This is a genomic window from Sphingobium wenxiniae (assembly GCF_007830065.1).
Classification (GTDB): Bacteria; Pseudomonadota; Alphaproteobacteria; order Sphingomonadales; family Sphingomonadaceae; genus Sphingobium; species Sphingobium wenxiniae.
In genome coordinates, this window is the sequence record NZ_VLKK01000003.1 from 108,332 (window position 1) to 128,455 (window position 20,124).

A 20,124-nucleotide genomic window follows, 5' to 3' on the forward strand; every position below is an offset into this window, starting at 1 on the left:
TTTCCGTGTTGCTGGTGTTGTATGAAAGATCGGGCGGCGGACGTTGCGCAGGCCTCTTCCGCCGTGCCGGCCAGGCTGATTCAGCCCTTCGTCCCCTTCAAGCTTTTGCGGAAGAGGATGAGGTCGTGCTGCCGCACCTCCTCCACCGCTCCGGAGGCCAGCTCGCCCAGATGGAAAGGGCCATAGCTGGTGCGGATCAGGCGATTCACCTGAAGGCCCAGATGCTCCAGCACCCGGCGGACCTCGCGGTTCTTGCCCTCCGTCAGGGTCATTTCGATCCATTGGTTGCGGCCGGTTCGGCGCTCCAGATTGGCTTCGATCTGGCCGTAGCGGATGCCGTCTATCTCTATCCCCTCGAACAGGTCTTCCAACTGGTTCTGGCTGACTTCGCCGAAGGCGCGGGCGCGATAGGTGCGGGGGACGCCCGTGGCGGGCAGTTCCATCTGACGCTTGAATTCGCCATCGGTGGTGAGGAGCAGCAGCCCTTCGGTCGTCATGTCGAGCCGCCCGATCGGCATGACGCGCGGCAGGTCGGCTGGCAGCTTGTCGTAGATGGTGGGGCGTCCCTTCGGATCGCGCTCCGTGGTCAGGAAACCCGACGGCTTGTGGAACAGGAAGAGGCGCGTGGGCGCAGGCTGATTCACCGGCACGCCGTCGACCGTCACGCCATGCAGCGAGGCGAGCAGGGTCGCGGGCGTGGCGACGGCCTCGCCGTTCAGCGCGATGCGGCCTTCCGCGATCATCCGCTCGATTTCGCGGCGGGACGCCACGCCGGCGCGGGCGAGCAGCTTGGCGATGCGCTGCGGTTCCGCCTTGCCGCCGGCGCTGGCGGCAGCGCGGGCCGGGTGCGGATTGGCGGCGTGGGGAGCCGCTGCCCTGGGTTTGCCGGGAGCAGGACGGGGCGAACGCGGGCCGGTGCGCGCGCGACCGTCGCCGGGCTTTTGAGCGCCGGAGCGCGGCCGGTGGCGCGGTCCTGATTTTTTTGGCGGTTCCACGGCTCAATTCCTTTTCGCGGCAACTGGCTCTCCCCATATCGGGAGAGTGCCGGCAATGTGACGAACGGTGCCGAGCGGGCGCTTGCGCGAGGCTGGATGGCCCGCGGGACGGAAACCAAGCGCATGGGCGCGGCGTTGGTTGGCACATGGCGCAAACGGGGCAGGTCGGCAAATGTTTTTCGGGCTGGTCAAAGAGGAAAAGACGGCGGCGGGCCGGGGACGCGCGATCCGCACGGTGCTGGTGGTCGAGGACGAGCCGCTGGTCGCCTTCGACAATGAACATGCGTTGCGTCAGGCGGGTTATCGGATCGCGGCGACCGTCGATGATTATGACCATGCGGTCCGGGTGATGGATGGGGAGGATGTCGACCTCGTTATCGCGGACGTGACCCTGCATGGGGAAAAGACCGGGATCGATGTTGCCCGCCGCGCGCATGAAAGGGGAGTGCCGGTCCTTTTCGTGACGGGCGCCTGCCCCGCCCATGTGCGCCATCTGGCCGTCGGCTGCCTTGCCAAGCCTCACGATCCGCGTGCGCTGGTGGCCTCCATCCGCACGATCGACCGGGTGCTGCGCGGACGCGGGGCGACGCGATTGCCGTTGGGGTTGAGGCTGTTTGCCGAAGCGGTCTGACGCCAAGCGGCTTGTTTCCCATATTTTTGTCCATATGGTGCCCCGACACGCGCAAGATCGGGGGACGAATGACGGACATAGCGCAGGGCACCGGAAGCTGGCTGGACGCCGTGAAGCCCTATGCCGAAAAGGCGCCGTTGGCCGCTCTTTTCCTTGGCATCTCATCGGGGTTCCCCTTCGCCATGATTGGCGCCAATCTGGCATCGCGGCTGGCGCAGGATGGAATCGACAAGAAAAGCGTGACGGCGTTCAGCCTCGTCCTGCTGGCCTATAACCTCAAATGGCTGTGGGCCTGGGTGATCGAGGGCGTGAAGCTGCCTCTGTTGCACCGGCTAGGCCAGCGGGTGTCATGGATGCTGCTGGCGGGTGTGCTGGTGATGGCGGCGGTCGTCAATCTGGCGCTGGTCGATCCGGGCGCGGACCTCATGGCGACGGTGCGGGCGGCGATCCTGCTGGGGATCGCGGGCGCGACCTTCGACATCATCATCGACGGTTATCGCATCGAGATATTGACGCCCGAACAGCTCGGCATCGGCGCGGGCATGTCGCAATATGGCTGGCGCATCGGCGCGGCGGCGGCGGGCGCGGTGGGATTGGTGGTCGCGCAGCATTGGGACTGGACGACCGCCTATATCGTCTGCGCGCTCTTCGCGCTGCCCGCGATGCTGGCGGCGCTGATCGTGGGCGAGCCGGAACGGCATAAGGAGATTGCGGGCCGCAAGAGCAGCGGCGAACTGGTGCAGGCGATTATCGGACCGTTCGTGGATTTCTTCCAGCGCAAGGGCGCGCTGCTCGTGCTGCTGTTCATCCTGGTGCACAAGATCGGGGATACGCTGGCGAACCTGACCTTTCGCCTCCTGTTCAACGATCTGGGCTACAGCAATGACGAGATTGCGATCTATGATGTGGGCGTCGGGTTCTGGGCGCTGCTGGCGGGGATTTTCGTGGGCGGCGTCCTCTATGCACGGTTGGGGTTGAAGCGGTCGGTGCTCATCAGCCTCATCCTGATGGCCGTTTCCAATTTCAGTTTCGCGGCGCTGGCGGCGGCGGGCAAGAGCAATATCGGCATGGCGGGCGCGATCGGCTTCGAGAATTTCGCGAGCGGCATCGGCGGCGTGGCGGTCGTCGCCTATTTCTCGGCGTTGTGCGACCTGCGCTTCACAGCGGCGCAATATGCGATGATTTCGGCGGCGGCGAGCATCGTCGGGCGCTTCCTGACCGGGACCACCGCTGGCGCGATGATCGAGCGGTTCGGCTATGTCGACTTCTATCTGCTGACGACCGTGGCGGCGCTGCCGGGCATCGTGCTGTTCTGGCTGATGATGCGCGCCGGGCTCGTCGAAACGAGCGTCGGCAGCGCGGCGAGCGACGAAGGCGGTCAGCGCACGGCGTAGAGGTCGAGCGGGCGGCCGAGATCCGCATGAGCCTGCGCAACGGCCTGAAGGCAGGTGAGCGCGCCAAGGGCGTCATCGCTGCCCAGCAGGGAAGAGAGCTGCTCATAGGCTTCATGGGGCGCGCGCAGGGCATTGCCGATGGCCTCCATCGTCAGCGCCTCGTCGGCGGTCATGCGGGCGCAGCAGCAGGGTGCGACCATGATCTTGCGGCTCGACGCCCGCGCCAGTTCCAGCATCATCGCCCGCATCAGGATCAGCGGCCGGCGATAGCTGCGCCCGAAAGCGCCCAGCATGGCATTGGCGGCGTGGGCGTCATTGACCCCCGCGCTCGCCATGCGGCGCAATATGAAGAGAAACAGGCGGTTGCCATAGCCTCCCGGAAGGGGCCGGGACAGGTCGACGGACGGGGACTCTCCATATGCCATGTTGTGCGCCTTTCTCTGATAGCGAGGTGCATGTTACGCTATTGAGAATGAATCGCAATACTAATCAGTCAGGAAATTGCCCATTCGCCCGTAAAATTTCTCCAGCGAGATAGAGCGAGCCTGCTATCAGCAGCTTGGAGCCGGCTTCGCGCGAGGACGCGATAGCGGCGATGGCTTCGTCCGGCGTATCGTGGGCGGTGCAGTCTATGCCCCAGCGCGCCGCCACGGCGGCAAAGCGTTCGGGCGGATGATGCTCATGCCCCTTGACCGGCAGGGCATGGATGTGCGCCACCTGCCCTGCGAAGGGAGCGAGATAGGCGTCCAGATCCTTGTTGGCGAGCATTCCGATGATGAGGTGAAGCCGCCGCCCCTCCAGACGATCAGGCGTGAAGAAAGCGCTGATGGCCTCGCCCGCGCCCGCATTATGGCCGCCGTCCAGCCACACCGTCGCGTCGTCGGGCAGCGGAGCCACCAGGGGGCCGCGATCCAGGCGTTGCAGCCGTGCGGGCCAATGCGCCCAGAGCGGAGCGGCCTTCAACGCGGCTTCGCTGACAGGCACGGCCTGCTGATGGCGCAGCATGGCGAAGGCGAGCGCGGCATTTTCCACCTGATGCGCGCCGGACAGGCGGGGAAGGGGCGTGTCTATCCGCCCTTTGTCATCGCGATAATGGAGGCGGTCGCGATAGGGCGCGGCATCCCAGTCCGTGCCCATGGCGAACCAGGTCGTGCGCGCGCGCATGGCTGCGTCGATCATCACGGGGAAAAGCGATTCGGGGTAGCGCTGGGTGACGAGAGGCGCGGAGGATTTCGCGATAGCCGCCTTTTCCGCCGCGATTTCCCGAAGGCTGTCGCCCAGGAACGCCTGGTGATCGATGCCGAGCTGGGCGATGCCGCAGGCAACCGGATCGGCGATCACATTGGTTGCGTCGAGTCGGCCGCCAAGGCCCACTTCGATGATGGCGGCGTCGGCGGGATGCTCCGCGAAGGCGAGGAGGGCGGCGGCGGTGGTCACTTCGAAGAAACTCGCGCCGATCCCTTCGGCCACGTTCAGCACGCGCTCCAGATAGCGGGCCAGCATGGGGTCGTCGATCAACTGGCCCGCGATGCGAATCCGCTCGTTGAAGCGGACGAGGTGCGGGGAGGTGAAGACATGCACGCTCCTGCCGTCTGCCTCCATCGCGGCGCGGAGGAAGGCGCAAGTCGATCCCTTGCCATTGGTGCCCGCCACATGAAAGACCGGCGGCAGCGCCCGATGAGGATCGCCGAGGCGGTGGAGCAGGCGGGTGATCCGGTCGAGGCCCAATATGTCCGCGCCGGGCGACAGGGTGGTCAGCCGGTCCAACTGGGCCTGGACCTGCGGATCATCGGAAACGGCGTGATCGGCCATGGCGCGTTCCCTGTTCGTGCGGTCGAAGCTCAGGCGGCGGCGCGCGGCGTCAGATAGGTGATGACCCGCGCCAGCGTCTCGCGCAGGTCGCGGCGGTGCACGACCATGTCGAGCATCCCGTGATCCAGCAGATATTCGGCGCGCTGGAATCCTTCAGGCAGCTTTTCACGGATGGTGCTTTCGATGACGCGCTGGCCCGCGAAGCCGATCAGGGCGTTCGGCTCGGAGATCTGGATATCGCCCAGCATCGCGTAGCTGGCGGTGACGCCGCCGGTCGTCGGATCGGTCAGCACGACGATATAGGGCAGGCCCGCCGCGTGCAGCTTCCGGATGGCGACGGTGGAGCGCGGCATTTGCATGAGGGACAAGATGCCCTCCTGCATCCGCGCGCCGCCCGCCGCCGTGAAGATCACATAGGGGCATTTGTGGCCGATGGCTTCGTTGATGCCCTGGATGAAGGCCGCGCCCACGCCCATGCCCATGGAACCGCCCATGAAGGCGAAGTTCTGGACGCCCATCACCACCGGAATATCCTCGATGGCGCCGCGCGCGTTGATGAGCGCTTCCTGATCGCCGGTCGAATGACGGGCGGCCTTGATACGGTCGGGATAGCGTTTGGAATCGCGGAACTTGAGCGGGTCTTCCTGCACCGGCGGCGTGGGCAGCAGAATGAAGCCCGCGTCCAGTATCTGCTCGAACCGTTCGGACGGGCCGATGCGGCCATGATGGTCGCAGCGCGGGCAGACGGAGAGGTTTTCCTCCCACTCCTTGATGAACACCATTTCAGCGCAGGAAGGGCATTTGTGCCACAGCGTTTCGGCGGTGGTTTCCTTCTTCGCGATAAAGGGGATGGCGTTGCGAACGCGGTTGATCCAGCTCATGCGGCTGTCTCCCGTGACTTGGCGGTGAGCGCACCGCGCAGGGCGGCGACGAATTCCTGGACGAAGGGTGCGGCGGCGTCGCCATGCGACCCGATGATGTCGACGATGGCCGATCCGACGACCACGCCGTCCGCAACGCGGCCGATGGCAGCCGCCTGCTCCGGCGTCCGCACGCCGAAGCCCACCGAAACGGGTAGGTCGGTGGCGGCCTTGAGGCGGGCGACGGCCTGCTCGACGGCGGCTTGCGCGGCTTGCTGCTTGCCTGTCACGCCCGCGACGGAGACATAATAAAGAAAGCCGCTGGCGCCGTCGAGGACGGCGGGCAGGCGCGCCGCGTCGGTGGTCGGCGTCGCGAGCCGGATGAGGTGGACGCCCGCCGCGCGCAGGGCGGGGCCGATCTCCGCATCTTCCTCCGGCGGCACGTCGACGCAGATCACGCCGTCCACGCCCGATGCCTTGCACTGATCCGCGAACCAGTCCGGCCCGCGCACCAGCATCGGGTTGGCATAGCCCATCAGGACCACCGGCACGTCGGGATGGCGCGCGCGGAAAGCGGTGGCGATGGCGAAGATATCCTTCGTCTTCGTGCCTGAACCCAGGCTGCGGAGATTGGCGAGTTCGATCGCGGGGCCGTCCGCCATCGGATCGGTGAACGGCATTCCCAGCTCGATCACATCCGCGCCGCCCGCGACCAGCGCGTCGAGGATGGCTCCTGTATCGGCGGCTGTCGGATCGCCCGCCGTGACGAACGTGACAAGCGCCGCGCGGCCCTGCGCCTTGCAGGCGGCGAAGCGGGCGGACATGCGGTCGGCGCTCATATCTCGACCCCCAATGCCTGCGCCACGGTGAAGATGTCCTTGTCCCCCCGGCCGGAGAGATTGACGACGAGCAGCTTGTTCGTGTCCAGCGTCGGCGCGACCTGCTCGGTAGCGGCGATGGCGTGGGCGGATTCGAGCGCCGGGATGATGCCTTCGAGCGCGGAGAGGCGCTGGAAAGCGGAAAGCGCTTCGCCATCGGTGACGGGCATATATTTGACCCGGCCGATTTCATGGAGCCAGCTATGTTCTGGCCCGATGCCGGGATAGTCGAGTCCCGCCGAGATGCTGTGCGCCTCGGTGATCTGCCCGTCCTCGTCCTGGAGCAGATAGGTGCGGTTGCCGTGCAGCACGCCGGAGGAGCCGCCCGTCAGGCTCGCGGCGTGCTTGCCGTCCAGCCCTTCGCCCGCCGCCTCGACGCCGATCATGGCGACGTCCGCGTCATCGAGGAAGGGATGGAACAGGCCGATGGCGTTGGAACCGCCGCCCACCGGCGCGATCAGCATGTCGGGCAGGCGGCCTTCGGCTTCCATGATCTGCTCGCGGGTTTCCTTGCCGATCACCGACTGGAAATCGCGGACCAGCTCGGGATAGGGGTGCGGTCCCGCCGCCGTGCCGATGATGTAGAAGGTGTCGTGGACGTTCGCGACCCAGTGGCGCAGCGCTTCGTTCATCGCGTCCTTGAGCGTCTGCGCGCCGGACATCACCGGGATCACCTCCGCGCCCAGCAGCTTCATGCGGAACACATTGGGCTGCTGCCTCGCCACGTCCTTCGCGCCCATGAAGATGGTGCATTGGAGGCCGAAGCGCGCCGCCACGGTCGCGGTCGCCACGCCATGCTGGCCCGCGCCGGTTTCCGCGATCACGCGGGGCTTGCCCATGCGGCGGGCGAGCAGCACCTGGCCGACGCAGTTGTTGATCTTGTGCGCGCCGGTGTGATTGAGTTCCTCGCGTTTCAGGTAGATTTTCGCGCCCTTGCCCTGCGGGGCTTGCGCGCGCAGCGCCTCGGTCAGGCGTTCGGCAAAGTAAAGCGGGCTGGGGCGGCCGACATAATGTTTGAGGAGGTCGGCAAATTCCGCCTCGAACGCCGGGTCCTGTCGCGCGTCCTTGTAGACCTTTTCCAGTTCAAGGATCAGCGGCATCAGCGTTTCGGCGACATAACGGCCGCCGAACGATCCGAAATGGCCGCTCGCGTCGGGCTGGGAGCGGAGGGAGTTCTGAATGGTCATGATAGCTCAGCCGCTTTGCAGAAGGCGACGATCTTGTCCACATCCTTGATGCCCGGCGCGCTTTCCACGCCGGAAGAAATGTCGACCAGAGGCGCGCGGGTGATGGCGACGGCCTGCGCGACATTGCCGATGGAGAGGCCGCCCGAAAGCCCCCATGGCGCGCCGATGGACGCGCCGCGCAACAGCGTCCAGTCGAAGCGAAGGCCCATGCCGCCGGGCAGGGCGGCGCCTTCGGGCGTCTTCGCGTCGAAAAGGAGGAGGTCTACCGCGCCCGCATAGGCTTCGGCGGCGTCGATATCCGCGCCGGTCTTCACCGAAATGGCCTTCCAGACTGGAATGCCGAAGCGCGCACGGACGGCGGCGGCGCGTTCGGGCGTTTCCTTGCCGTGGAGTTGCAGCGCGGTGAGGGCGTTGGTGGCGACCAGCGCCGCGATGGTTTCGTCCGCTGGGTCGGCCACCACGGCCACGCGCCCGACATGCGGTGGCACGAGAGCCGCGAGCGCGCGAATCTGCTCCGCCTCGACATGGCGGGGGCTTTTCGGGAAGTGGACGAAGCCCAGGTGCGATGCGCCCGCCCGCACGGCGGCGCCCACCGTGTCAGGCGTTGAAAGGCCGCAGATCTTGATTGCGAGTCGGGACATGGGAGCGGCTTTAGACCCGATGCACGCGCAAGTCACATGGCCCGCGCGACAGGTTGGGTCAGGTCCATGTCATGCAGGGCGAGCCATTGGTCGGCATGGTCGATGCACGCCTGCCCCAGGAAGCCGTCGATGCTGTCGAGCAGGGCCGCGTCATCCATTTCGGCCGGATCGAGCGGGGGGTGCCAGTGCAGGCGGAACTGCACGCCCTTCTCCCGTGCAAGATAGAAGGGCAGGAACCGCGCATTGCTGCGGCGGGCAAGGCGCAGGGCAATGGAGAGATTGCCGGATGCCCCGACGTCCCGGCCAAGGCGCGGGAAGGCGACCTGCATGTCGCGCCGTTCGTCGATCAGCATGTAGAGCATCGCGCGGTCGCTGTCCGACAGGTGCCGCACGATGGCGCGGGCCGCCCCGCCGCCGGTGATGGCCTCCCCCATATAGCTTTGGCGGGCGCGCTGGAGCATTTTCGCCTGCACCGGATCGGCGGGCGGGTCATAGACGCCCAGCGGGGCGCGGTCGCAGGATGCCTTGAGATGCGCGGCCAGCAGATCCCAATTGCCGATATGGACCGTCAGGAAGATCATCGGGCGCGGGGAATCCAGCGCCTCCCGATAGGCGGCTTCGTCCTGGATGGCGACCCGGCGGGGGTTGACCAGCCGGTCGACATTGGTGAGTTCCGCCATGGTGCGGCCAAGGTTGAACCAGCGGCGCGTCAGGATTTCCTCCCGCGCGGCGTCGCTGAGATCGGGACGCAACAGCGCAAGGTTGGTCCGGGCGCGCCGGTCGCGCAGCTTCATGCCCCTGCGCGCGACGGAGGCCGACAGCCAGCCGCCGATCCATGACGCCATGGCGGCGGGCAGCAAACGCAACAGGATGAAGAGAAAAGGGTTGGAGAGCATCGTCCTTTGCTCAATACAGCAGCCGTCGAAGCGGTAAAGGGCGGGAAGCGCGATGAGTTGGGCCTTGGGGCTTTGGCTGTTGTTGCAGGGGGCGACGGTGCTGGGCGTCGTCAATTATCTGCGGCATTTGCCCATGGACGGGCAGGAGGAAGCCCCCGGTGGCGTGGCGGTGCTGCTTTGCGTCAGGGACGATTGGGACGGCGGGCCGGACCTGATGGGGCGGCTGGCGGCGCAAAGCGTGCCTTTTCGGTTGATCGTGGCGACGTCGGGGGCTTGCCCCGCGGCGGAGTCGCTGGATTTCCCCAATGTGGAGATCGTGCGCGCAGGGGTCGCGCAGGATGAAGGGCAGAAGGTGCACAAGCTTCGGGCCGCGCTCCGCGCGTTGGGTCCGGACGACCGCTATCTGGTTTTCATCGACGCGGATATCGAGCCGCCTTCGCGGTTGCTGGGACGGCTGCTGTTTCCGTTGGTGCGGGACAAGGCGGATATCGTGACCGGCTATCGCCTGCTGCTGCCGGACGCGAAGCCCGCGCTGGCGCTGGTGGGCGCGGTGGAGATGCAATTGGCGACATTGCCCCGTGCGGCCGGTTCGACCATGCCCTGGGGCGGGGCGATGGCCATGACGCGGGCCGTGGCGGATCGGCTGGAACTGGACCGGGTGCTGGCGGGCCGGTTGTCCGACGACATGAGCATCGGTCTTGCGGGCTGGCGCGCGAAATTGCGCCTCCGCCCGGTGCGCGATCTGCTGGTGGGCAGTCCGTTGCAGGGAAGCGGCGAGGCGGCTTTGCGGTTCGCGACGCGCCAATATCGGCATGTCGTCACCAACAGCCCCGGCATGTGGCAGGCCGCTGCGCTGGTCGTTGCGGTTCAGGCGCTGGGGTGGCTGTGGGCGATCGGTTGGGGCGGCTGGGGCGCGGTCGCCATCGGCTATGGCGCGGCGTGGAGCCGGGCGCTTGTCCGCAGGCGGATCATCGCCGGGACGGTCGAGCCGGAGCAGGCCCGCAAGGCCCGCCGTTCGCTCGTCTGGGATGCCGTCGCGCCCTTTGCGGTGACATGGGCGCATCTGGCGGTGCAGATCGTTGGCGCGCTGTCCAGCCGGATATGCTGGGGCGGCTATGAATATTGGATGAAACGCGGGAAAGTCGTGCGGATGAAGAGGGCGGGATAGGCATCGGCCGCTTGCGGACGTGGGGAAGCCGACGCTCCGCTTCCCACCCATAACCGCCGGGGCTAAAACCCCGCCGGGAACTGATGCCGCCCCTGATCGTCCAGCCGCAGGATCACCTTCCCCGCGATCGCGCTCATCGGCAGGGGCGCATAGAGGTGCGGGAACAGCGCGCCGCCGCGCGACGGCTCCCATTTCAACGCGTCGTCGAAGGGTGCGAGGTCGATCATCACCATGACCAGATGGTCCTGCCCCGCGAAATGCCTGGCCGCCGTTTCGGCCGCCTGCTCGCGGGTGGACAGGTGGATATAACCATCCTCAAGGTCGACGGGCGCGCCATGGAAGACGCCCTCGGCCTTGAGCTGGTCGAATTGCGGCCGGGTCAGGATCTTGTAAGCGAAAAGCTCGCTCACGCCTCGGTGGCTTCCTGCGCCTCGCCGTCGCTTGCAAGGGCGCCATCCTCCTCGCTCTCCTCGATCCGCGCGGCGCTGACGACATGTTCGTCATCCGCCACGTTGAAGAGGCGCACGCCCGCCGAGTTGCGGCCGATGACGCGCAAGGAGTCGAGGCCCATGCGGATCAGCTTCGCCTGATCGGTGACAAGCATGAGTTGATCCTGCCGCGTCGCGGGGAAGCTGGCGACGACCGGCCCATTGCGGCCGATATTGTCGATATTGGTGATCCCCTGGCCGCCGCGGCCCGTCCGGCGATATTCATAGGCCGACGACAGCTTGCCATAGCCATTGGCGCAGACCGTCAGGATGAACTGTTCCCGCGCCTGCAATTCCTCGAAGCGTTCGGCGGTCATCTGGCGCGCGCCTTCCTTCTCCGCCTTCCACGGGGCGAAGCGGAGATAATCGTCGCGCTCCTCCTGATCCGTGATCCCGGCGCGATGGAGGATGGATAGCGACATGACCTCATCCCCTTCGCCAAGGCGGATGCCCCGCACGCCGGTGGAGTTGCGGCTCTGGAATTCGCGCACGTCGTCGCCGGGGAAGCGGATCGCCTTGCCCTGACGGGTCGCGAGCAGCACGTCGTCGCTTTCGTCCAGCAGGGCGACGCCGATCAGGCGGTCGTCGGTATCCTCGCCTTCGAATTTCATGGCGATCTTGCCGTTCGATGGGATGTTGGTGAAGGCGTCCATGCTGTTGCGGCGGACCGATCCCCTGGCCGTCGCGAACATGACGTGGAGCTTGCTCCATTCCGCCTCATCCTCGGGCAGCGGGAGGACGGTGGAGATCGTCTCGCCGGGACCAAGGGGCAGGAGGTTCACCATCGGGCGCCCACGGGTCGCCGGCCCGCCTTCGGGCAGGCGCCAGACCTTGAGGCGATAGACCTTGCCGATGGTGGAGAAGAACAGGACCGGCGTATGCGTCGACGTCACGAACAGTTCGGTGACGGCGTCCTCATCCTTGGTCGCCATGCCGGACCGGCCCTTGCCGCCGCGCGCCTGCGCCCGGAAAGTGTCGAGCGGGGTGCGCTTGATATAGCCCTGCATGGTCACGGTGACGACCATGTCCTCGCGCTCGATCAGGTCTTCGTCCTCGATGCCGTCGGCGGCGGCGGTGATTTCCGAGATGCGCGGCGTGGCGAAATCGCGTTCGATGGCTTCGAACTCTTCGCGCATCACGCCATAGAGCTTCACACGATTGCCCAGGATTTCGAGATATTCGGTGATGGCGGCGGCCAGTTCCGCCAGCTCGTTGCCGATCTCGTCGCGGCCAAGCGCCGTCAGACGGTGAAGCCGCAGGTCCAGGATGGCGCGGACCTGGATGTCGGACAGGCGGTATGTGTCGCCGGTCGCTTCGGTTTCGATGGCTTCGACGAGGCGCAGATAGGGCGCGATCTGCTCCACCGCCCATTCGCGGGACAGCAGGGATTCGCGCGCTTCGGCGGGGCTGGCGGAACCGCGGATGATGCGGACCACTTCATCGAGGTTCGTGACCGCGATGACGAGGCCCAGCAAGATATGCGCGCGGTCGCGGGCCTTGTTGAGTTCGTACTTGGTACGGCGGGTGATGACCTCTTCACGGAAGCGGACGAACGCTTCGATGATGTCGCGCAGGTTCAGGATTTCCGGGCGGCCGCCGCGAATGGCGAGCATGTTCGCCGGGAAGCTCGACTGGGCGGGCGTGTTCCGCCAGAGCTGGTTGAGCACGACTTCGGGCGTGGCGTCGCGCTTCAGGTCCATGACGATGCGCACGCCTTCGCGGGTCGATTCGTCGCGAATGTCGCTGATGCCCTCGATCCGCTTGTCCTTGGCGGCTTCGGCGATCTTTTCGACCAGGCCGTTCTTGCCCACCTGATAGGGGATGGCGGTGAGGACGATGGAGCGGCGGTCGCCGCGCCCTTCCTCGATCTCGTGACGCGAGCGCATCATGATCGACCCGCGCCCCGTATGATAGGCCGAGCGCGCGCCCGACTGGCCCAGGATCAGCGGCGCGGTCGGGAAATCGGGACCGGGGACGATCTGGATCAGTTCGTCCACCGTGATGCCGGGATTGTCGATATAGGCGAGGCAGGCGCGGATCACTTCGCCCAGGTTGTGCGGCGGGATGTTGGTCGCCATGCCGACCGCGATGCCGCCCGCACCGTTGACCAGCAGGTTGGGGAAGCGGGCGGGCAGGACCTGCGGCTCGCTTTCGGAGGCGTCGTAGTTCGGCTGGAAATCGACGGTGTCCTTGTCGAGATCATCGAGCAGCGCGGTCGTCACCTTGGCGAGGCGCGCTTCGGTGTAACGCATGGCCGCCGGCGGATCGGGGTCCATGGAGCCGAAGTTCCCCTGACCGTCGATCAGCGGCACGCGCATCGACCAGTCCTGCGTCATGCGCGCCAATGCATCGTAGATCGCGCTATCGCCGTGCGGGTGATATTTACCGATCACGTCACCGACGATGCGGGCCGATTTGCGATAGGGCTTGTTATGGTAGAATCCGCTCTCATGCGCCGAAAAGAGGATGCGGCGATGCACCGGCTTCAGGCCGTCGCGGACATCCGGCAGGGCGCGGGCGACGATGACCGACATGGCATAGTCGAGATAGCTCGCCTTCATCTCGTCGACGATGCTGACTGGGCTGATATCCGAAGGGTCGGCGAGGATTGTCTCGTCGGTCAAGGCGACTCTCTTTTTTGCGGGTGGATGTAGTCGCGTCTGCACTAGCGGAGCGAAACGAATCTGTCACCCCTTGGACGGATTCACGCGCAATCCGCATGGCGCGGAATTTTCGGCGATTATTGAAATATGGAACGAAGCCCGACGCATGACGGTTGCAAAATCCGCCGATATAGGCTTGTTCAATGCGCGTTCACGCGTTGACCCCTAATCGACGCACAACATGGAAGGTCGCCTGGCCCCCTTCAGGCGAAAAGGAGATGAGGATCATGCGTTTTGTAACCCCGGTGGCGCTTGCGCTCGCCCTGGTGTTGACCGGCGGCGCCGTTTCGGTTCCCGCCTTGGCGAAGGACAAGAAGGCGAGCGCGCCCAAGCTCAACGTGTCGCCTGACGTCATCAAGGCTCTCCAGACCGCGCAGGAAGCCACGGGCAAGCAGGATTTCGCCGCCGCCAAGGCCGCGCTGGCCGATGCGGACAGTAAGGCCAAGTCGAACGACGACAAATATCAGATCGGCGCGCTCAAGCTGAACACCTCCATCGCCGCGAAGGACGCGGCCTTGCAGAGCGAAGCCCTCACCCAGATGCTCGACAGCGGCAAGACCCCGGCGGATCAGGTCGGCCAGTTCAATGCCGTGGCGGGCGAGCAGGCGCTGGAGGCCAAGAATTACGATCTGGCGATCCAGCGCGCGCAGGCAGCCGCGCAGGCGGGCTATAAGCCCGAAGCGGCGAATGTGACGCTGGCGCAGGCCTATTTCGGCAAGGCCGGCACGGCCAATCCGTCGGCCGAGCCGGCCCGCGGCCTCAACCAGCAGGGGCTGGCCGCGCTCAAGGCGGCGATCGACGCGAGCAAGGCAGCCGGGCAGCAGCCGCCCGCGCAATGGTATCAGATCGGCGTCAGCCGCGCGGCTGCGGCGAAGCTTCCCGAAGTCACGGATTGGGCCAGGCAGGCTTATGAAGCCGCGCCGAACGGGGAAAATCTCCGCACGCTGGTCCGTCTGTTCCAGCAGGCGAATCCCAGCATCACCAACCGCGAAAATCTGGACGTGCTGCGCCTGATGGCGGCGTCCGGCGGACTGGTCGTCGCGGGCGACTTCACCGAATATGCGGAAATGGCGTCGAAGACCGGCATTTACGGCGAAGTGAAGTCCGCCATCGACGCGGGCCGCGCCAAGGGCGTGCTGAACGCGTCGCAAGGCGGCGACCTGTATCAGGGAGCGGTTTCGAGGATCGCCGGGGACAAGAGTTCGCTGGGCGCGGCTGAAGCCGATGCGCGCAAGGCGGCCAACGGCAAGATCGCGGCGGCGACTGCGGACGCCTATCTGGGCTATGGCGACTATGCCAAGGCGGCGGCCATGTTCGAACTCGCCAAGCAGAAGGGCGGCGTCGACGCGGACGAGGTCAACACGCGTCTGGGCATCGCCAAGACGCTGGCGGGCGACACGGCTTCGGCCAAGGCGGCCTTCCAGGCCGTGCAGGGCGGCGCGCGCAAATCGATCGCAGGACTGTGGCTGTCCTATCTGGCAAGTAAAGGCGCCTGAATTCAAAGCGGGCGGAGGCTTATTATTCAGCCCCCGCCCGTTGCAAGGCTGACTGTTTTTTTTGGGGGAGGCCGATCGGCCATGCGGAAAAATTCGAAATTGGGATATATGTTGGCCGCTGCGATGGGCGTGGCCGTGCTGGCGGCGCCTGCCATGGCCAAGAAGAAGCCAGGCGGTCCGGCAATCCAGATGTCGGACGACTTCCGCGCCAATGTGCAAGCTGCTCAGGCGGCGTTGAAGACAGGGGATACGGCCACGGCCAGCGCTCGGATTGCCGCCTTGAATCCCGCCACGGATTTTGAGGCATATGCCGCGGCGGGGCTGCGATTTGAGCTGGCCGTCAAACGTCAGAATATACAGGCCGAGCGGCTCGCGCTGACGGATATGTTCAAGACGAATTCCGTCCCCAAAAAGGATGCCCCGCGATTGCGCTATGTCGCTGGCTATCTTTCCTATACCGTCGGCAATTATGACGATGCCGTCGCGCAGCTCGATTATGCGCGCACCCTTGGCTATGACAATATCGATGCCAGCCTGTTGAGGGCGGACATCTATCTGCGCAAGAACAAGCCGAAAGAAGCCTGGCCGTTCGTGCAGGACGCGATGGCCCGCAAGCGGGCGGCGGGAGAAAAGATACCTGCTCCCTGGTTCGATCGCGCCATTTCCCTGGCCTATCAGGCGGGAAGCTGGGCGGACATGGGCGCGCTCTATCGCGAAAGGCTGAGTCTCTATCGCACCACGCGCGACTGGCGTTCCGCGCTGAGCAATTATCTGCCTGCGGCGGCGCTTGATCCGCAAATCCAGTTGGACTTGTATCGCTTGCAGGCGGCCAGCGGGGCCATGGCAAGCGAACGGGACTATCAATCCTATGCTCAACTGGCCGACAAGACGGGCTATCATGCCGAAACCAAGACGATTATCGAGGCAGGGCGGTCGGCAGGCAAGCTGATGCCGGCCCAGGCCGCCACCGCGCAATTGCTGAAGGCCGCGACGCCGAAAGCGACGAAGGAAATGGCGGCGCTCCCTGCCGCCGCGAAGAAGGCGGCATCGGAGCAAAATGGCGCACAGGCCCTTGCCGCTGCCGATACCTATTTCTCGCTCGCGCAATATCCCAAGGCGGCTGAACTCTATCGGCTGGCGCTGACGAAGGGCGGAATCAACGATGATCAGGCCAATGCGCGATTGGGCATTTCGCTGGCCCGGTCAGGCGACCTTGTCGGCGGCAAGGCGGCCCTTGCCAATGTGAAGGGCAATTGGGGCGATGTAGCGGGATTCTGGTCGATCTGGATCGAGGAGCAAAGCCAGAAGACGGCGCAGGGCGCGCCGTCCATGCCCCACACCAACAGCTAGGGTGGGACAGGTCGCGCTGTAATTCTTTGGGTATCGGGAACGGCGGATTTGGGGGAATGTCGCTCCTTGCTCGAAAACAACCATTGTAAGTTCAAACGGGAAGGGGAACACCCGGCAGATTTTTGGCGGTTCGGATGGTGAGCGAGGTTTTTACGCTCACCACATTAGGCGCGGGCGTCAGTTTCGATGTCAGGAATTGCTGAAAGCTCTGAAGGTCCTTTGCCACGACTTTCAGGATGAAGTCGATTTCGCCGTTCAGCATATGACATTCGCGCACCTCGGGCAGGGTGGCGATATGATCTTCGAAGGCTTTCAGATCCGCCTCCGCCTGACTGCGAAGGCTTACCATGGCGAAAACCGTAATCATGTAGCCCAGCATCGCGGGGGCCACCACCGCATGATAGGATGTGATCGCCCCGGCCTCTTCCAGCGCGCGCACGCGCCGCAGGCACGGCGGCGCCGTCAGTCCCACCTTCCGGGCGAGTTCCACATTGGTCATCCTGCCATCCTTCTGCAACTCTCCCAGAATTTGCAGATCGATGTCGTCGATATTCGGGCTCGCCATTATCCTGATTATTTCCTTACGTGGTTGTTGCGCGCTATCATAATAATGTTTCAGAACAATGCAATTGTCCCACAATGCTACGACGGTCCGGGAAAGCGCCGCACCCCCTTTCGTTTGGCGTGGGGAAGGCTTATCCATAGGACGAACATATGGTCGCGGAACGTGACGCCGACCGTGCAGACAAGGATTTGGGGTGCGCTTCAACGATCTCATGCAGACGGTGCTGTCCGCTGAAAGCAGAAGCGGTCCGGGGGCGGTAACTCTTTGGCGCCAATGCGTGGACCTTCTGGCCCAACATGACCGGATGGAACGCCCGATGCCGTTGGATGATCGGGACGCGCTGCTGGGACGTTTGATCGATCTGCGGCCCCAGCTATCCGAAGCCCAGCGGATCGCGACGGTCGTGGAACTGGGACCGCGGCTGTCCTCGCCGACGCTGGTGGAGTTTTTCGCCGGCGACCGGCCTTCGATTGCAGCCGCCGCCATCGCCCGTGCCAGATTGGCCGACCGCGGCTGGGCTTCATTGATGCCGCGCCTTACCCCGACCGCGCGCGGCGTACTTCGTGGACGGCGTGACATTGGGCCGGAAACCCGGCGAGCGCTGGAATCCTTTGGCCCTGCCGATCTGGTGCTCACGACGGAGCGCGCTGACGCATTTCCGGGCCAGGCGATGCTGCTGACACCCGAAATGGCGGTCGGCGGAAATATGGAGGAGGGCGCGGCCGTTCCGGAAGGAAAAAGCCAGATCCGCAATCTGGTGGACCGGATTCAGCGCTTCACGAAGACGAAACGGCAATCCGTCCCTTCGGAAACCTTGCAGCACGATGGCTCCGAAATGGCGGCGACACGCGCCTTCGCCTTTGAAACGGATGCCTATGGCACCATTGTCTGGGTGGATCAAAAGCCGCGCGCCGCCCTCATTGGCCTTTCCCTCAATGAAATAGCGCTGGATGGCGGCAGCGGGCCCGACGGGCATGTGGCGGGCGCTTTCGCGCGGCGGAGTGGATTTCGCCATGGCCGATATCAAATTGCCGGCGGCCTCCTCTCCGGTGAGTGGCGATTGTCGGCTATGCCTTTCTTCGATCCTAGATCGGGGCGATTCCAGGGCTATCGCGGGCAGGCGCGCCGTCCCTATATTCATGAGGTGGCGATCCCGTCGGATGCGGCGTCGGCTTCGATTGCGGGATTCCCGGCCGATTCCCTGCATCAGCTGGTTCACGAACTCAGGACGCCGCTCAACGCGATCCTTGGCTTTGCCGAAATCATCGAACAGGAGCTGTTCGGCGCGGCGGGCGCGAACTATCGGGAAATGGCCGGCAAGATCGCTGTCGATGCACGCCGTCTGCTCGCCGCGTTCGATGAACTGGATCTGGCCGCGAAAGCCCATCGAAGCGATGCGCCCGTCACGTCCCATGTCATCGATCCGGCGCTGTTGATAACGCAGGTCGTTGCGCGTTTTTGCGACCAATCGCATGAATCGGGTTCCCGGGTGAACATTCGGATGTCGGCTGATCTTCCTTCCGTACGGATCGATCCGGTTCAGGGCGAACGAATGGTGCAGCATCTGCTGCGGACTTTGATTTCGGTCGCTCCTCCGGAAGAGGGTTTGAAAGGAACCTGCTGGTTCCAACCCGATGGAGGAGCGGGCCAGGTGCTGTTGGCCCTTGACCGGCCATCCTCGCTCAAGGGGATGGAGGAGAAGGAATTGTTGGACCCCGGTTATACGGCGGGGGGGGACTGGGCGGACGGTCCATTGCTTGGGCTTGGCTTCTCGCTCCGATTGATACGCAGTCTTGCAGCAGGCTGCGGCGCTACGTTGGAAATCGATGCCGACCGATTTCTTTTGTCGGTGCCCGCGCTGGCCGAAGCGGAAGATCAGGCGGGGCGGGGGTAGGGCCGCGAAACCCTATCGCAACCATTGCGCGATAGACCGGCAGGCATGACCATGGCTTCCCACGATGGCAATCTGCTGCTTCCGCCCCGGCCGGAAGACATGATTTCGCTCGATCCGGATTTCGGCACGCGTTTCATGCTGTTCGTCGATACCGAAGAGGAATTCGACTGGACGGCGCCTTTCAGCCGAACCGGGCACAGTGTTTCGGCGTTGGGCGGGTTGGCGCGCGGACAGGCTTATTTTGCGGCGGCCGGGATCAGGCCGATCTATGTCACGGATTATCCAGTGCTCGACAATGATCGCGCTGCCGCGATGATGGGGCAGTGGGTCCATGATAAGGTAGCCGATATCGGCGCGCATTTGCATCCCTGGGTAAATCCGCCCCATGTGGAAGTGGTATCGGAAGCAAACAGCTATGCCGGCTTCCTGCCCGCGGCGGTAGAGCAGGCGAAACTGGAAGCGCTATCCCAGAGAATCGCTGACCGTTTCGGACAAAGGCCGATCGCATACCGGGCGGGGCGTTACGGTCTGGGGCCTAATAGTGCCCGCCTGCTGGAAGAGATCGGCTTCATCGTCGATAGCTCCGTCCGGAGCCGATTCGATTACAGTGCCCAGCATGGCCCTGACTTCCGTGGATTGCCGCAGCATCCCTATTGGGCCGGTCCGGGCAGGACATTGATCGAATTGCCGTTGTCGACTGCCTTTGTCGGTTTGCTGAGAAGTGGAGGCGAACGTCTATACAGGGCGTCGCAAGCCGTGGCGCCCCTCGCCGGCGCGCTGGCACGGGGAGGGTTGTTGAGCCGGGTTCCATTGACGCCGGAAGGCGTGCCTTCCGCCGCGGCTGTCACGGCGATCGATGCCCTGCTCGACGAAGGGGTGCCGGTGCTGAATTTCAGCTTTCATTCTCCCACGCTGGAACCCGGCCACACGCCGTATGTCCGGGATGCGGAAGATATGGACGGCTTTTACAGATGGTGGGACATCGTCCTCGATCATCTGGCGCGACGCGGGGTTCGTCCAGCCCATCTGGCGGAGTTTGTCCAAAGCGTGTCCCAAAATGGACGGGCTTGCAAAGCGGCCTGATGCCCCTTATCGCCCGCATCGGGTGGGGCCTGTAGCTCAATGGTTAGAGCTGGCCGCTCATAACGGCTAGGTTGCGGGTTCGAGTCCTGCCGGGCCCACCATTGTTCACTATGAAATCCGGCG

General features: G+C 64.8%; 18 protein-coding genes and 1 tRNA gene. 8 read left to right on the forward strand and 11 right to left on the reverse strand.

The window, feature by feature from the left end; all coding sequences use genetic code 11:
- Positions 1 to 80: 80 nt before the first annotated feature.
- Entirely contained in the window at positions 81 to 995 is a 915-nt protein-coding gene (locus IQ35_RS04840; RefSeq protein WP_145072130.1) for a pseudouridine synthase, read from the reverse strand.
- Between the two features lie 172 nt (positions 996 to 1,167).
- On the opposite strand from IQ35_RS04840, the gene IQ35_RS04845 reads away from it, so the two are divergent.
- Both IQ35_RS04845 and IQ35_RS04850 read left to right on the forward strand, forming a co-directional pair.
- Complete coding sequence (locus tag IQ35_RS04845) at positions 1,168 to 1,626, forward strand: response regulator (protein ID WP_145072131.1); 459 nt, start codon at positions 1,168 to 1,170, stop codon at positions 1,624 to 1,626.
- Positions 1,627 to 1,694: 68 nt separating this feature from the next.
- Entirely contained in the window at positions 1,695 to 3,020 is a 1,326-nt protein-coding gene (locus tag IQ35_RS04850; protein WP_021246689.1) for an AmpG family muropeptide MFS transporter, read from the forward strand.
- Here IQ35_RS04850 and IQ35_RS04855 read toward each other — a convergent pair.
- The 7 genes from IQ35_RS04855 to IQ35_RS04885 form a co-directional block, all read right to left on the reverse strand.
- On the reverse strand, positions 3,005 to 3,445 hold the full coding sequence (locus IQ35_RS04855; protein WP_021246688.1) for a DUF6628 family protein: 441 nt from the start codon (positions 3,443 to 3,445) through the stop codon (positions 3,005 to 3,007). The two genes, IQ35_RS04850 and IQ35_RS04855, sit on opposite strands and share 16 nt — an antisense overlap.
- 64 nt (positions 3,446 to 3,509) lie before the next feature.
- Entirely contained in the window at positions 3,510 to 4,832 is a 1,323-nt protein-coding gene (locus IQ35_RS04860; RefSeq protein WP_145072132.1) for a bifunctional folylpolyglutamate synthase/dihydrofolate synthase, read from the reverse strand.
- Positions 4,833 to 4,861: 29 nt separating this feature from the next.
- Positions 4,862 to 5,713, reverse strand: a complete 852-nt coding sequence (gene accD, locus IQ35_RS04865; protein ID WP_021246686.1) for an acetyl-CoA carboxylase, carboxyltransferase subunit beta — start codon at positions 5,711 to 5,713, stop codon at positions 4,862 to 4,864.
- The gene (trpA, locus tag IQ35_RS04870; RefSeq protein WP_145072133.1) at positions 5,710 to 6,531 is read right to left on the reverse strand and encodes a tryptophan synthase subunit alpha; all 822 of its coding nucleotides are present in this window, start codon (positions 6,529 to 6,531) and stop codon (positions 5,710 to 5,712) included. Before trpA ends, accD begins: the two co-directional genes overlap by 4 nt.
- The gene (gene trpB, locus IQ35_RS04875) at positions 6,528 to 7,757 is read right to left on the reverse strand and encodes a tryptophan synthase subunit beta (protein WP_145072134.1); all 1,230 of its coding nucleotides are present in this window, start codon (positions 7,755 to 7,757) and stop codon (positions 6,528 to 6,530) included. Before trpB ends, trpA begins: the two co-directional genes overlap by 4 nt.
- Positions 7,754 to 8,398 (reverse strand): phosphoribosylanthranilate isomerase, encoded by a 645-nt coding sequence (locus IQ35_RS04880; protein WP_145072135.1) that lies wholly within the window; start codon positions 8,396 to 8,398, stop codon positions 7,754 to 7,756. Before IQ35_RS04880 ends, trpB begins: the two co-directional genes overlap by 4 nt.
- Positions 8,399 to 8,430: 32 nt before the next feature.
- Entirely contained in the window at positions 8,431 to 9,294 is an 864-nt protein-coding gene (locus tag IQ35_RS04885) for a lysophospholipid acyltransferase family protein (RefSeq protein ID WP_021246682.1), read from the reverse strand.
- A gap of 52 nt (positions 9,295 to 9,346) precedes the next feature.
- Between IQ35_RS04885 and IQ35_RS04890 the strand changes: the two genes are divergently transcribed.
- On the forward strand, positions 9,347 to 10,462 hold the full coding sequence (locus IQ35_RS04890) for a glycosyltransferase (RefSeq protein ID WP_021246681.1): 1,116 nt from the start codon (positions 9,347 to 9,349) through the stop codon (positions 10,460 to 10,462).
- Positions 10,463 to 10,524: 62 nt separating this feature from the next.
- Here the strand turns inward: IQ35_RS04890 and IQ35_RS04895 are convergent, their stop codons facing one another.
- Together IQ35_RS04895 and gyrA are read right to left on the reverse strand one after the other, a co-directional pair.
- Positions 10,525 to 10,872 carry a DUF952 domain-containing protein gene (locus IQ35_RS04895; protein WP_145072136.1) on the reverse strand — a complete coding sequence of 116 codons (348 nt, stop codon included), beginning with the start codon at positions 10,870 to 10,872 and terminating at the stop codon, positions 10,525 to 10,527.
- On the reverse strand, positions 10,869 to 13,574 hold the full coding sequence (gyrA, locus tag IQ35_RS04900; RefSeq protein ID WP_145072137.1) for a DNA gyrase subunit A: 2,706 nt from the start codon (positions 13,572 to 13,574) through the stop codon (positions 10,869 to 10,871). The genes IQ35_RS04895 and gyrA overlap by 4 nt, the downstream gene beginning before the upstream one ends.
- A gap of 266 nt (positions 13,575 to 13,840) precedes the next feature.
- Between gyrA and IQ35_RS04905 the strand changes: the two genes are divergently transcribed.
- Together IQ35_RS04905 and IQ35_RS04910 are read left to right on the forward strand one after the other, a co-directional pair.
- Positions 13,841 to 15,109, forward strand: a complete 1,269-nt coding sequence (locus tag IQ35_RS04905; protein WP_145072138.1) for a hypothetical protein — start codon at positions 13,841 to 13,843, stop codon at positions 15,107 to 15,109.
- Positions 15,110 to 15,217: 108 nt separating this feature from the next.
- Entirely contained in the window at positions 15,218 to 16,459 is a 1,242-nt protein-coding gene (locus tag IQ35_RS04910) for a hypothetical protein (RefSeq protein ID WP_242003283.1), read from the forward strand.
- 91 nt (positions 16,460 to 16,550) lie between these two features.
- On the opposite strand, the gene IQ35_RS04915 is transcribed toward IQ35_RS04910, so the two are convergent.
- Positions 16,551 to 17,024, reverse strand: a complete 474-nt coding sequence (locus IQ35_RS04915; protein WP_021246675.1) for an Lrp/AsnC family transcriptional regulator — start codon at positions 17,022 to 17,024, stop codon at positions 16,551 to 16,553.
- A 211-nt stretch (positions 17,025 to 17,235) separates the two neighbouring features.
- On the opposite strand from IQ35_RS04915, the gene IQ35_RS04920 reads away from it, so the two are divergent.
- The 3 genes from IQ35_RS04920 (at position 17,236) to IQ35_RS04930 (ending at position 20,102) form a co-directional block, all read left to right on the forward strand.
- Positions 17,236 to 18,918: a sensor histidine kinase gene (locus tag IQ35_RS04920; RefSeq protein ID WP_221442089.1), complete on the forward strand. Its 1,683-nt coding sequence runs from the start codon at positions 17,236 to 17,238 to the stop codon at positions 18,916 to 18,918.
- A 45-nt stretch (positions 18,919 to 18,963) separates the two neighbouring features.
- Positions 18,964 to 20,001 carry a polysaccharide deacetylase family protein gene (locus IQ35_RS04925; RefSeq protein WP_021246673.1) on the forward strand — a complete coding sequence of 346 codons (1,038 nt, stop codon included), beginning with the start codon at positions 18,964 to 18,966 and terminating at the stop codon, positions 19,999 to 20,001.
- A 25-nt stretch (positions 20,002 to 20,026) separates the two neighbouring features.
- Positions 20,027 to 20,102 (forward strand) — tRNA-Ile (locus tag IQ35_RS04930).
- Positions 20,103 to 20,124: the final 22 nt, after the last annotated feature.

What these genes read in the sequence shown, in the direction of transcription:
- IQ35_RS04845 (WP_145072131.1), top strand. Translation starts at nt 1,168, where the DNA reads ATGTTTTTCGGGCTGGTCAAAGAGGAAAAGACGGCGGCGGGCCGGGGA.
- IQ35_RS04850 (WP_021246689.1), top strand. Translation starts at nt 1,695, where the DNA reads ATGACGGACATAGCGCAGGGCACCGGAAGCTGGCTGGACGCCGTGAAG.
- IQ35_RS04855 (WP_021246688.1), bottom strand. Translation starts at nt 3,445, where the DNA reads ATGGCATATGGAGAGTCCCCGTCCGTCGACCTGTCCCGGCCCCTTCCG.
- IQ35_RS04860 (WP_145072132.1), bottom strand. Translation starts at nt 4,832, where the DNA reads ATGGCCGATCACGCCGTTTCCGATGATCCGCAGGTCCAGGCCCAGTTG.
- accD (WP_021246686.1), bottom strand. Translation starts at nt 5,713, where the DNA reads ATGAGCTGGATCAACCGCGTTCGCAACGCCATCCCCTTTATCGCGAAG.
- trpA (WP_145072133.1), bottom strand. Translation starts at nt 6,531, where the DNA reads ATGAGCGCCGACCGCATGTCCGCCCGCTTCGCCGCCTGCAAGGCGCAG.
- trpB (WP_145072134.1), bottom strand. Translation starts at nt 7,757, where the DNA reads ATGACCATTCAGAACTCCCTCCGCTCCCAGCCCGACGCGAGCGGCCAT.
- IQ35_RS04880 (WP_145072135.1), bottom strand. Translation starts at nt 8,398, where the DNA reads ATGTCCCGACTCGCAATCAAGATCTGCGGCCTTTCAACGCCTGACACG.
- IQ35_RS04885 (WP_021246682.1), bottom strand. Translation starts at nt 9,294, where the DNA reads ATGCTCTCCAACCCTTTTCTCTTCATCCTGTTGCGTTTGCTGCCCGCC.
- IQ35_RS04890 (WP_021246681.1), top strand. Translation starts at nt 9,347, where the DNA reads ATGAGTTGGGCCTTGGGGCTTTGGCTGTTGTTGCAGGGGGCGACGGTG.
- IQ35_RS04905 (WP_145072138.1), top strand. Translation starts at nt 13,841, where the DNA reads ATGCGTTTTGTAACCCCGGTGGCGCTTGCGCTCGCCCTGGTGTTGACC.
- IQ35_RS04910 (WP_242003283.1), top strand. Translation starts at nt 15,218, where the DNA reads ATGTTGGCCGCTGCGATGGGCGTGGCCGTGCTGGCGGCGCCTGCCATG.
- IQ35_RS04915 (WP_021246675.1), bottom strand. Translation starts at nt 17,024, where the DNA reads ATGGCGAGCCCGAATATCGACGACATCGATCTGCAAATTCTGGGAGAG.
- IQ35_RS04920 (WP_221442089.1), top strand. Translation starts at nt 17,236, where the DNA reads ATGCAGACGGTGCTGTCCGCTGAAAGCAGAAGCGGTCCGGGGGCGGTA.
- IQ35_RS04925 (WP_021246673.1), top strand. Translation starts at nt 18,964, where the DNA reads ATGACCATGGCTTCCCACGATGGCAATCTGCTGCTTCCGCCCCGGCCG.